The organism is Streptomyces celluloflavus (genome assembly GCA_000720995.1).
Lineage (GTDB): Bacteria > Actinomycetota > Actinomycetes > Streptomycetales > Streptomycetaceae > Streptomyces > Streptomyces celluloflavus.
Genome location: JOEL01000092.1, coordinates 1 through 11,866, shown reverse-complemented (window position 1 = coordinate 11,866; position 11,866 = coordinate 1). Strand labels below are relative to the sequence as shown.

Below are 11,866 nucleotides of genomic sequence, written 5' to 3'. Positions count from 1 at the left end.
CCCGCCACCAGCCGCACCCGCGCCGTACCTCAGACCACCTCCCGGCTGATCGGCAGGGGGTTGGGGGCCAGGTCGCGGATGCGGGGCCGGCCCGGCTGGTGGAGGAACAGGGTCAGGGCGGCGGCCGCCAGGGAAAGGAAGCCGGCGAGCAGGTAGGCGCCGCGGTATCCCCAGGTGTCGACCGCCATCGAGCCGAGGCCGCCGCCGAACAGGCCGCTGACGAGCTTGCCGCTGTAGGCCAGGCCGTAGTTGGAGGCGTTGTAGTTCTCGCCGAAGTAGTCCGGGGTCAGCGTCGCGAACAGTGGGTAGAAGGCCCCGCCGCCGAATCCGGAGATGAACGCGAAGACGAGGAAGAGGACCTGGTTGCGGGTGTCGCCGGCCCACAGCACCCCGAACTGTGACAGGCCCAGCACCACGATCACGAAGAACAGGGTGGTCTTGCGGCCCCACCGGTCCGAGAGCCAGCCGACGAAACCCCGACCGATGCCGTTGATCACCGACATCACGCCCATCGACGACGCGGCCACCAGCGGGCCGAAGCCGACCTCCTTGGCGAACGGCACCTGGAAGGAGATGCCGAAGATCGACACCCCTGCGGTCAGCACCACCAGCAGCCAGATCAGCGGCAGCATGCCGGAGCGCAGGGCCTCCACGGGGGTGTACTGGCGGACGGCCGGCGGGTTCTTGTCCAGGCCGGCCGTCCGCTTGGCGTGGCCGGTGCCGCCGAGCGGGTCCACGTCGTGCGGCCACCAGTTCTTCGGCGGGTCCCGGAAGAACCAGGCGCAGCAGCTCACGACGACCAGGATGTAGACGCCGATCAGGTCCAGCACCCGGTGGTAATCGGCGGTGTCGAAGCCGTAGTTGAAGATGAAGATGAACGGCACCGCACCGTAGGCGAAGCCGCCGTTGACGAAGCCGGTCTTGCCGCCGCGCCGTTCCGGGAACCATTTGCCGACCATGTTGATGCAGGTCGCGTAGATCAGTCCGGACCCGACGCCGCCCAGTACGCCGTATCCGAGGATCGCGCCGAGAACGTGGCGCAGATGGGAGAGGGAGAGGAAGCCCACCAGGCAGAGTGCCGCCCCGATGAACATCGCCCGGCGGGCGGTCACGATGCCCTTCTCCCGTAACCAGCCGGCCGGGAACGCCACCCCGGCCTGGAAGAACACCCATACGCTCAGGATCCAGAAGGTGTCGCTCTGGGACCAGTGGTGCGCGTGGGCCAGGGTGCCCTCTGCGGAGCCGTAGGCGTACTCGAAGACGCTGATCGCCAGCATCGCGATCCACGGCAGATAGACCATCAGCTTGCGGGAGTGACCGAGGATGTCCCGGTCGGTCTCCCCGATGCGGTAGACGCGCCCTTTGGCGTCCCGTACTTCCCGGTACGCGACGGTTGGCGCGTACGGCCGTTCCCCGGTGCTCATGTTGTCCGTGCTGACATCGTCTGTGCTCACATCGTCCCCTTGGAATCGAAAGAACCCGGTCAGCGCCCCCTGTCCGACTCTCTTCGTGCTCCGGGAGAGCGGGTCAGGTCACAGCAGCCCCGCAGCCCGCGCCCAGCGGTACTTCGCGCCGAGCGCCGCCACCGGCGTTTCGGTGGTGTACGGGTAGGCGACGACCCCCCGCTCGAAGAGGTACGCGGCGGCCTCCTCGACCTCGGTGTCACCGGCCAGCGACGCCACCACCGGCTTCTCGATCCCGCGCGCCCGGAACTCCTCGACCACACGCGCCGTCAGCTGCGCGAAGACCATCGGCGGGGTGACGATGGTGTGCCAGTAGCCCAGCACCAGCGCGTGGATACGGGGGTCCGACATGCCCAGCCGGATGGTGGCCTCGTAGGTGGACGGCGGTTCGCCGCCCGTGATGTCCACCGGGTTGCCGGCCGCGCCGAACGGCGGGATGAAGCGCCGGAACGCCGCGTCCAGATCGTCCGGGATCTCCATCAGCCGGAGCCCGTTGTCGACGATCGCGTCCGAGAGCAGGACGCCGGAGCCGCCGGCCCCGGTGATGATGACGACGTTGTCGCCCCGGGGCGTGGGCAGGACGGGCAGCGCCCGCGCGTACTCCAGCATGTCGTGCAGGCCCGGCGCCCGGATGACGCCCGCCTGCCGCAGGATGTCGTCGTAGACCGCGTCATCGCCGGCCAGCGCCCCGGTGTGCGATCCGGCCGCCCTGGCGCCGGCGCCGGTCCGCCCGGCCTTCAGCACCACGATCGGCTTCTTGCGCACCGTCTCACGCGCCGCCTCGACGAACGCCCGCCCGTCCTTGAGGTCCTCCAAGTGCATCGCGATACAGCGGGTGTGGGGATCCTCGCCGAAGTAGGTGAGCAGATCGTCCTCGTCCACGTCCGACTTGTTGCCCAGCCCGACGATCGCCGAGACGCCGGTCCGCGTCGCCCGCGCGAAGCCCAGGATCGCCATCCCGATACCGCCGGACTGCGAGGTCAGCGCCACCCCGCCCTTGACGTCGTACGGTGTGCAGAACGTCGCGCACAGGTCCTGCCAGGGGGAGTAGTAGCCGTAGATGTTCGGTCCCAGCAGGCGTACGCCGTACTGCTCGCCGATGGCCACGATCCGGTCCTGCAAGGCGTGTTCGCCGGTCTCGGCGAAACCGGACGGGATCAGTACGGCGTTCGGGATGCCCCGGCGGCCGACCTCCTCCAGCGCCGCGGGCACCAGGGGGGCCGGGATGGCGAACACCGCCACATCGACCTCTCCGGGAACATCCCGCACCGTCCGGTACGCCTTGCGCCCGAGGATGTCATCGGCCTTGGGGTTCACCGGATGGATCTCGCCGGGGAAGCCGCCGTCGATGAGGTTGCGCATCACCGAATTGCCGATCTTTCCCGGTTCGGTGGAGGCGCCGATGACCGCCACCGACCGCGGCCGCATCAGCCGCCGCATCGCGGTGAGGATCTCCTCCCTGCCGTAGCGGCGGCGCTCCCTGACCGGTCCGTCGGCCAGCAGGATGCGGACGTCCGCCGCCATCACCCCGTCCGCCGAGGCGAACACCGGATTGAGGTCGGCTTCCGCGATCTCCGGGAAATCCGCGGCGAGTTGAGAGGTACGGACGATCAGGTCGGTGAGCGCGGCGCGGTCCACGGGCGGTGCGCCGCGCACCCCGCGCAGCACCTCCGCCGCCCGGATGCCGTCCAGCATCGACTCCGCGTCGCCCGCCGAGGCCGGCGCGAGCCGGAAGGTGACGTCCTTGAGGACCTCCACCAGCACCCCGCCCAGCCCGAACGCCACGACCTTGCCGAACGTCGGATCGGTCACCGTGCCGACGATCACCTCCTGCCCGGCGGGCACCATCTGCTGCACCTGGACACCGGCGATCCGCGCCGTCGGGTCGTACGTCCGCGCGTTGTGCACGATCGCGGTGAACGCCCCCCGCACCTCGGCCGCCGAACCCAGCCCGATCCGCACCCCGCCCGCATCCGTCTTGTGCAGGATGTCCGGCGACACGATCTTCAGGGCCACGGGGAAGCCCATCCGGTCGGCGAGCGCCACCGCCTCGTCGGCGCACTCCGCCAGCCCCTCGGCGGGGGTGGGGATGCCGTACGCGTCCGCGACCACCTTGCCCTCGGGCGCGGTCAGCGCCGTGCGCCCCTCGGCCCGAGCGGTGGCCAGTACCGCCCGCACCACGTCTTTCCGGTCGTCTCCCGCGGCTTCGTTCCGGTCCGCCATCAGATCACTCCATCCGCTGTGAGCTGTCGCAGTTCCTCGTCGTCGAGCCCCAGCTCGCCGCCGTACACCTCCGCGTTGTGCTCGCCCAGCAGCGGTGAACGGTCCACCTCGACGGGGGAGTCGGACAGCTTCAGCGGTGAGCCGACGGTGCGGAAGGTGCCGCGCTGCGGATGCTCGACCTCGACGACCATCTCGTTGGCGGCCAGCGACGCGTCCTCGATGATCTCCTTCGTCGACAGGATCGGCCCGCACGGGATGTTGTGCGCGTTCAGCCGCTCCAGCACCTCCCACTTGGGCAGTGTGCTGCTCCACTCCTCGATCAGCTGGAACATCTTGGCGAGCTTGGGCAGCCGGGCCTCCGGCGTCGCCCACTCCGGGTCCGCGGCCAGCTCCGGGCGCCCGATCAGTGCGGTCAGCGGCTGCCAGCCGACCGGCTGCACGATCACGTAGACGTAGTCGTTGGGTCCGCCGGGCGCGCACCGGACCGCCCAGCCGGGCTGCCCGCCGCCGCTCGCGTTGCCGCTGCGCGGCACCTCGTCGCCGAAGCTGTCGTTCGGATACTCCGCCAGCGCGCCGTGCGCCAGGCGCTGCTGGTCCCGCAGCTTGACCCGGCAGAGGTTCAGCACCGCGTGCTGCATGGCGACATTCACCCGCTGGCCGCGGCCGGTGGCGGTGCGCTGGTAGAGGGCGGCGAGGATGCCCGCGACACAGTGCACACCCGTACCGGAGTCGCCGATCTGCGCGCCGGTCGCCAGCGGCGGCCCGTCCGCGAAGCCGGTCGTCGACATCGACCCGCCCATCGCCTGCGCCACCACCTCGTACGCCTTGAACTTGGTGTACGGGCCCTCGCCGAAGCCCTTGATGGAGGCGTAGACGAGCCGCGGGTTGATCTCCTGGATGCGCTCCCAGGTGAAGCCCATCCGGTCCACCGCGCCCGGTCCGAAGTTCTCCACCAGGACGTCGCTGCGGCGGATCAGTTCGGTGAGGATCTCCTTGCCGCGCTCGGTCTTGGTGTTGAGGGTGATGCTCCGCTTGTTGCAGTTGAGCATCGTGAAGTAGAGGGAGTCGACGTCGGGGATGTCCCGCAGCTGCTTGCGGGTGATGTCGCCGGTGGTCGCCTCCAGTTTGATGACATCCGCGCCGAGCCAGGCGAGCAGCTGGGTGGCGGACGGACCGGACTGGACGTGTGTCATGTCGAGCACGCGCACACCGGTCAGTGCCTTGGTGTTCTCCAGAGCCTCATGAGCCTTGCTCATCGGTGGTCCCTCTCACTTGTACATGGTCTGGTTCATGGTTCCGGGGGCGTACGCGTCCGGGTCGACCCAGACGTTGATCAGCGACGGCTTGCCCGACTGGCGGGCGCGCTCCAGCGCCGGCCGGATCTGGGCCGGGTCGCGGACCTCCTCGCCGTACCCGCCGAGCATCCGCGCGAACTGGTCGTACGGCACGTCGCCGAGGGTGTTGCCGATCCGCTCCCGGGCGTCGCCGTACTTGGCCTTCTGGCCGTAACGGATCTGGTTCATCGAGGAGTTGTTGCCGACGATGCCGACGAAGGGCAGATCGAAGCGGACGAGGGTCTCGAAGTCCCAGCCGGTCAGCGAGAACGCCCCGTCGCCGAAGAGCGCGACGACCTCCTTGTCCGGACGGGCCTGCTTGGCGGCCATCACGAACGGCACGCCGACGCCGAGGGTGCCCAGCGGGCCCGGGTCCATCCAGTGGCCCGGCGACTTGGGCTGCACGACCTGCCCGGAGAAGGTGACGATGTCGCCGCCGTCCCCGATGTAGATCGAGTCCGCGGTCAGGAAGTCGTTGATCTCGCTGACCAGGCGGTACGGGTGGATCGGGTCGGCGTCCGAGCGCAGCTGCGGCAGCCGCTTCTCGATCGCGGATCGCTCCGCCGCGCGCAGCTCGTCGAGCCACTCCTTGCGCTGCGCCGCGCCGCCGCTCGGCTGCCCGGAAGCGGCGTCGGTGACGGCCGCCAGCACCACCCCCGCGTCGCCCACGATCCCCAGGTCGATGTCCCGGTTCTTGCCGACGGTGCGGTAGTCCAGGTCGATCTGCACGACGGTCGCGGTGGGGGAGAGGCGCTTGCCGTAGCCCATCCGGAAGTCGAAGGGGGTGCCGACGATCACGATCAGATCGGCGTTCGCGAAGGCGTAGCGGCGGGAGAGCTGGAAGTGGTGCGGGTCGCCGGGCGGCAGGGTGCCGCGGCCGGCGCCGTTCATGTACGCGGGGATGTTCAGGGTGCGCACGAGCTCGGTGGCCGCGTCCGTCGCCCGGGTCGTCCACACCTGGCTGCCGAGCAGGATCGCCGGCCGCTCGGCCTGTACGAGGAGGTCGGCGAGGCGCTGGACGGCTTCCGGGTCGCCGGCCGAGCGGGTCGAGGCGCGGTAGTGGCCGGCCTGCGGAACGCGGGCGCTGTCCCGGGGCACCTTGGCGTCCAGGACATCGCGGGGGATCTCCAGGAACGACGGGCCGGGCGCGCCGTTGAAGCACTCGCGGAAGGCCATCGAGACCATGTCGGCGGCGCGTGCGGTGTCCGGGACGGTGGCGGCGAACTTGGTGATCGGCGTCATCATGTCGACGTGCGGCAGGTCCTGGAGCGAGCCCATCTTGTGCTGGCTGTGCGCGCCCTGCCCGCCGATCAGCAGCATCGGTGACTCGGCGCGGAAGGCGTTGGCGACGCCGGTGACCGCGTCCGTGGTGCCGGGGCCCGCGGTGACGACGGCGCAGCCGGGCTTGCCGGTGATCCGGGCGTAGCCGTCGGCGGCGTGCGCGGCGACCTGCTCGTGGCGTACGTCGATGACGTCGATGCCCTCGTCGACGCAGCCGTCGTAGATGTCGATGATGTGGCCGCCGCAGAGGGTGTAGATGACGTCCACACCCTCCGCCTTGAGGGCCTTGGCGACGAGGTGCCCGCCGGAGATGAGGTCCTGGGCGTTCTCGGGCATGGGGTATCGCTTCCCTTCCAGGGGTGCCCACCGGGGTTCCGATGGATTGCATACAGTCTACGAATACTGTATGAACCCGTTATCCCTCATCGGGCCGCCGATGTCCAGGGGGGCGGAAGACGATCAGGCCAATGGGGGATGACACCGAGGAGGGGAGCGGATGTGGAGGTGGGGGTGGAGGAGCGGATGCGGACCTGATCACGCCCCGGCCGTCGCCTGCCGCATCCCGGTGGTCCCGCCCACCGCACCGAGTGACACTCGCCATACCGGGCGCCGGATCGCCCCACGGCGCCGCCGCGCACCGCTACCGTCCAGTAGCGCGGACCCTCCGGGGCCGCCCGAGCGCCACCACCCTGCCCCTCCGGCCGTGCACCGAGAGCGGAGACGAACGATGGCACCCACCCCTGAACCCCACCCCGGCCCGCGGCCACCACAGCCCGCGCCGCCGGCCCCGCCCCGCACCCTCAAACCCGGTACGTCCTGGTCCGACGCCTGGCGGCGCAGCCTCACCGCGGCCCCCGAGGCGTTCCGCGACGACCGGGTCCTCAACCTCTGGGCCGCCGACTGGCACCCCGACGGCGCCCCGCTGCCCGCCACCAGCCCCCTCGACGGCACCTCCGTCGCCGGTCCGCCCCGCCTCGACGCGGACGCCGCCCGGCACGCCGTACGCGCCGCCCTCGACCAGCACCGCGGCTGGCGCCACGTTCCGCTCCCCGAACGCAAGGCCCGGGTCTCCGCCACCCTCGACGCCCTCACCGAGCACCGCGAACTGCTCGCGCTGCTCCTGGTCTGGGAGATCGGCAAACCCTGGAAACTCGCGCAGGCCGACGTCGACCGCGCCATCGACGGCGTCCGCTGGTACGTGGCCGAAATCGCCCGCATGATCGCCGACCGCACCCCGCTCCCGGGCCCGGTCAGCAACATCGCCAGCTGGAACTACCCGATGTCGGTCCTCGTCCACGCGATGCTCGTCCAGGCACTGGCCGGCAACGCGGTGATCGCCAAGACCCCCACCGACGGCGGTCTGGCCTGCCTGACCCTGGCCTGCGCCCTGGCGGTCCGCGAGGGCGTCCCCCTCACCCTGGTCAGCGGCGGCGGACGGGAACTCTCCCCGGCCCTGGTCCGCTCACCCGAGATCGGCTGCGTCTCCTTCGTCGGCGGCCGCGACACCGGCGCCCGCGTCGCCGTCGACGTCGCCGACCTCGGCAAACGCCATATCCTCGAACAGGAGGGCCTCAACACCTGGGGCATCTGGAACCACACCGACTGGCCGTCCCTGACCCCGCTGCTGCGCAAGACTTTCGACTACGCCAAACAGCGCTGCACCGCCTACCCCCGCTTCGTCGTCCAGCGCGCCGCCTTCGCCGACTTCCTGGCCGCCTACCTCCCGGCCGTACGCGGCGTCCGCTTCGGCCACCCGCTGGCGGTCGCCGCCCCCGACGACCCGCTCCCCGAACTCGACTTCGGACCGCTGATCAACGCCGCCAAGGCCAAGGAACTCGCCGACCTCACCACCGAGGCCATCTCCCGGGGCGCCGTCCCGCTCCACCGCGGCACCCTCGACGACGGCCACTTCCTCCCCTCCCAGGACACCTCCGCCTACTTCCCCCCGACCGCCCTGCTCTCCCCGCCTCCCTCCTCACCCCTCCACTACGCCGAACCCTTCGGCCCCGTCGACACCATCGTGCCAGTCGACACCGAAGCCGAACTCCTCGCCGCCATGAACGCCAGCAACGGCGCCCTGGTCGCCACCCTCTCCTGCGACGACCAGGACACGTACGAGCGCCTGGCCTCCCAGATCCGCGCCTTCAAGATCGGCCACGGCACCCCCCGCTCCCGAGGCGACCGCGACGAACTCTTCGGCGGCTTCGGCAACTCCTGGCGCGGCGCCTTCGTGGGCGGCGACCTCCTGGTCCACGCGGTGACCGAGGGCCCGCCGGGCGAGCGCCTGCCGGGCAACTTCCCGGACTACCACCTGATGCCGTAGCGGTGCGGTAGCCGGTCCTGGCCGCCGCGTAACCGGGCCGCGCCGGCGGGCTGCCTACGGGCCTGGTCCGTTCCCGGTCCTGTGCCATGGGCCCGTCTCTCTTCCTCCCGTGTGTCCCGGCCGAGGTCCGTCATCCGTATTCGCGTCGGGCGATTTCCTGGGGCGGAGGGGGAGGGTTGAGGGGGGATGGACCGGCCGCCTGGCCACTGTCGGCACCGTACGTTCCACCGTCTGTGACAGAGGGCGTACGGTGCCGCACCGCTGGCTCACACCGTCGGCTTCCAGCGCTGGCCCCCACCACCGGCTCCCACCGCCGCTCCGGCGCGCATCGCGGCAGGTCGACGGCCCGGCGGCGGGGGGCGGACCGGGAGGCGGGGGGCGCACCCGCCGCCAGAACGCCCCCCATCCGTCGCGGCCGCCATCGGCGAGCACACCCGTGGTCCGAGCTGTTCCTACTGGCTGGCGATCTCGCCGCCATCACCGGTGGGCGGGGCGCTGCGCCGGACGGATACGCAGGTGAAAGGCACTCCGAAACCTTGGTATTGTTATCCATGTCGCCGCGGGGAACACCCCGCGAAGGCCACACCTGGTCCGGGTGGCGGAATGGCAGACGCGCTAGCTTGAGGTGCTAGTGCCCTTTATCGGGCGTGGGGGTTCAAGTCCCCCCTCGGACACCAGCAGATACCCCAGTTGATCTGGGGTTTTTCTGTTTCTCCGGCTGTGGCGTGACCAACCACGTGACCAACAGCCGAGCGAATCTCCTGGTCAGACCAGGGATGACAGGCCGAGGCGGCTGGCACTGGAAGCGGCCAGCTTCTTTGCTCCCTCAGCGCGGCGCCTGCCGTACCGCGCCATGGTGTAGCCCGGCGAGTGGTGCCGGGCGTTGGCCGAGACCTCTACCGGGTTCTCGTGGTTGTCGAGATCGTTCGTGATCTTCGATGCCCGCCAGTCGTGCAGCCGGAAGTTGTCCGGCAGGTGCAGGCGGTTGCGTGCCGTGCGCCGGCGGGCCGACACCTTCTCGGGGTCCTGTGGTCCGCCTGCCTCGCCCCGGTACAGCTTGAAGCCGTCGCGGGCGAACACGAGGTCATGGTCCACCCAGAGATCCCCGAGGCGCTCCCGCTCCGCGTCCTGGCGTTCCCTCTGCCGCTTGAGGATGTTCATCAGGGCTTGGTCTACGTAGATGATCGCGTTGTCGTCTCCGTCCTTGGTGAGCTTGCGCAGCCGGTACGTGTTGCCTTCCTCGACCACGACCCAGCCCAGTTCGATGGCGCACTCATCCCAGTGGACGAGCGACCACTTCCATCCCAGAACTTCGCTGCGGCGGCACGAGGTGGCCGCGTAGGCGGTCCACAGCGGGGCGTCCCGAAGGCAGTGGTGGGTCAGTCCGTCGTCGCACGCCCGGTTGCCGCACGGCTTCCATATCTCATTGAGGAAGTGCGTCGTCTCGTGATCGTTGAGGGTGGGGAAGTCCGGCTGTGCCGCCTTGATCTGACGTTCCGTGGGCGGGTTGGCAGTGTGGGCCGGGTTGACCGTGAGGAGCTTCCTCGGTCCGGTCACCGAGTCCAGCGCAGCCGAGATGATGTTGTGGATGTGGCGGACGCTCTTGGGGCCGAGCGGCTTGTTGCCGTTGGCCTCGATGGGCGCGGCCTCCAAGAGCCGGTACAGCTCGTCGAGCCGCTCGTCCGTCACCTCCACCACCTTGACCTTGCCGATGTGCGGCTTGATGTGCAGCCGGATCTTCGGCTCGTACCCCTCCCTCGTGGTGTCCTCGCCCCGATGCTTGGCAAGCCATCCGTCCATGAGCTGCCCCATGGTCATGTCGGAGCGGGGCATGAGGGTGCCTGCCTCGTGGTCGGTGTGCCACTTGCGCAGCGCCCGTTCCGCTTCGGTCTTGTTCTTGTGCTCGCGCCCTATCCAGTAGCGCTCCTTCCTGCCCGTCGCCGGGTTGAAGTGCAGGGGCGTACGCACGCCCCAGGTGTTCGGTCGGCCCGTGCGCGGGATCTCCACCGGAGTCCCACCGAGCCCGTTGCCGCGCTTTGCCACTCGGCTAGGGCCTGTATTGAGTTGTGATCACTGAGTGGTTCTGGTGAGGTCCTTGATCCAGATCATGGAGGCGCGGAGGTGGACTCCGGCGAGGTAGCTCTCGGGGGTCTTGTCGTAGCGGGTGGCGATCCCGCGCCATGCCTTGAGTTTGTTGATCAGGCGCTCGACGATGTTGCGCTCTTTGTAGAGCTCGGCGTCGTGGGTGACGGGCCGGCCACCGTGTCGGCCCTTCTTCTTCCGGTTGGCGGCTTGGTCCTTCTTCTCGGGAATGACTGCCTTGATCCGACGTTCGCGCAGGTGAGCGCGGTTGTTGCGAGAGGAGTACGCCTTGTCTGCGGCGACTGCGTCCGGTCGGGTGCGGGGGCGCCCGACGGGCCCGCGGACGCGCACTGCGGCGAGCACTGGGATGAACTGCGGACTGTCCGCGGCCTGGCCGGCGGTCAGGATCAGAGCCAGGGGCCGGCAGCGGCGGTCGGCAGCCAAGTGGATCTTGCTGGTCTGTCCGCCTCGCGAGCGCCCGAGCAGAGCGGCTTTCAAGCGGAGCTTGCGCCGTCGCCGGACACGCCGCCGTTCGCCCTGGCCGGGATCGCAGACGCCATCCTGTCCGTCTTGTTCCTCCGCACTGCCCCTTTTTGCCGGGCTGCCTCCGCCTCGACGGCGGCCTTCTCCAGCGCGTCCAGGACGCCCTCCTCCAGGCGCATCCCGGCCGCGTCGTGGTGGGCCCGGGCAGTCGTGGAGTCCACGCTGACCAGCGACAGGTCCACCCCGCCCCGCTCGGCCGCCTCGGCGATCACTCCCTCCAGCAGCGCTTCGAAGACACCGGCGTCCCGCCACTGCCGAAACCGGTTGTGCACGGTGGACCAGGCACCGAACCGGTCCGGCATCTCCCGCCACTGCGCTCCCGAGCGGAACTTCCAGATCACGCCCTCGAACTGCTGCCGCAGCCGCTCGGGATACGGGCCGTACTCACCGACCGGCAGATACGGCTCGACGAACCCCCACTCCTCGTCCGTCAGTTGCGCACGCGTCATGTGCACTGGACTACCGGATCCACCCTCTGAACGAGGGCGGATCCGGCAAACTGATCACGACTCGATACAGGCCCTAGTACTGCAACGACACTCCGTGATGCCCTCTGCGTTGGTAATGGCTGATGCGGGCTCGTGCTTGGGTCTTTCTTCGCCATAGTGACCATGCGA

General features: G+C 69.9%; 6 protein-coding genes, 1 tRNA gene and 1 pseudogene. 2 read left to right on the top strand and 6 right to left on the bottom strand.

Features of this window, described 5'->3' with window-relative positions; genetic code table 11:
* Positions 1-29: 29 nt before the first annotated feature.
* From IH09_RS35600 to IH09_RS35585, 4 genes are all read right to left on the bottom strand, one after another.
* Complete coding sequence (locus tag IH09_RS35600) at positions 30-1,424, bottom strand: OFA family MFS transporter (protein ID WP_052861896.1); 1,395 nt, start codon at positions 1,422-1,424, stop codon at positions 30-32.
* 108 nt (positions 1,425-1,532) lie between these two features.
* Complete coding sequence (locus tag IH09_RS35595) at positions 1,533-3,686, bottom strand: acetate--CoA ligase family protein (protein ID WP_052861894.1); 2,154 nt, start codon at positions 3,684-3,686, stop codon at positions 1,533-1,535.
* Positions 3,686-4,942 carry a formyl-CoA transferase gene (gene frc, locus IH09_RS35590; protein ID WP_052861893.1) on the bottom strand — a complete coding sequence of 419 codons (1,257 nt, stop codon included), beginning with the start codon at positions 4,940-4,942 and terminating at the stop codon, positions 3,686-3,688. The genes IH09_RS35595 and frc overlap by 1 nt, the downstream gene beginning before the upstream one ends.
* A 12-nt stretch (positions 4,943-4,954) precedes the next feature.
* On the bottom strand, positions 4,955-6,637 hold the full coding sequence (locus IH09_RS35585; protein ID WP_052861892.1) for a thiamine pyrophosphate-binding protein: 1,683 nt from the start codon (positions 6,635-6,637) through the stop codon (positions 4,955-4,957).
* A gap of 391 nt (positions 6,638-7,028) precedes the next feature.
* Here IH09_RS35585 and IH09_RS35580 point away from each other — a divergent pair, with 391 nt between their 5' ends.
* Both IH09_RS35580 and IH09_RS35575 read left to right on the top strand, forming a co-directional pair.
* On the top strand, positions 7,029-8,624 hold the full coding sequence (locus IH09_RS35580; protein WP_052861891.1) for an aldehyde dehydrogenase family protein: 1,596 nt from the start codon (positions 7,029-7,031) through the stop codon (positions 8,622-8,624).
* A gap of 589 nt (positions 8,625-9,213) precedes the next feature.
* Positions 9,214-9,301 (top strand) — tRNA-Leu (locus IH09_RS35575).
* Between the two features lie 88 nt (positions 9,302-9,389).
* Here the strand turns inward: IH09_RS35575 and IH09_RS40475 are convergent.
* Both IH09_RS40475 and IH09_RS38580 read right to left on the bottom strand, forming a co-directional pair.
* On the bottom strand, positions 9,390-10,592 hold the full coding sequence (locus IH09_RS40475; protein WP_052861890.1) for a tyrosine-type recombinase/integrase: 1,203 nt from the start codon (positions 10,590-10,592) through the stop codon (positions 9,390-9,392).
* Between the two features lie 102 nt (positions 10,593-10,694).
* A pseudogene (locus IH09_RS38580) lies at positions 10,695-11,698 on the bottom strand (IS5 family transposase).
* Between the last annotated feature and the right edge of the window lie 168 nt (positions 11,699-11,866).

Coding starts and splice junctions, on each gene's coding strand:
- IH09_RS35580 (WP_052861891.1), top strand. CDS start 7,029: ATGGCACCCACCCCTGAACCCCACCCCGGCCCGCGGCCACCACAGCCC.
- IH09_RS35585 (WP_052861892.1), bottom strand. CDS start 6,637: ATGCCCGAGAACGCCCAGGACCTCATCTCCGGCGGGCACCTCGTCGCC.
- frc (WP_052861893.1), bottom strand. CDS start 4,942: ATGAGCAAGGCTCATGAGGCTCTGGAGAACACCAAGGCACTGACCGGT.
- IH09_RS35595 (WP_052861894.1), bottom strand. CDS start 3,686: ATGGCGGACCGGAACGAAGCCGCGGGAGACGACCGGAAAGACGTGGTG.
- IH09_RS35600 (WP_052861896.1), bottom strand. CDS start 1,424: ATGAGCACCGGGGAACGGCCGTACGCGCCAACCGTCGCGTACCGGGAA.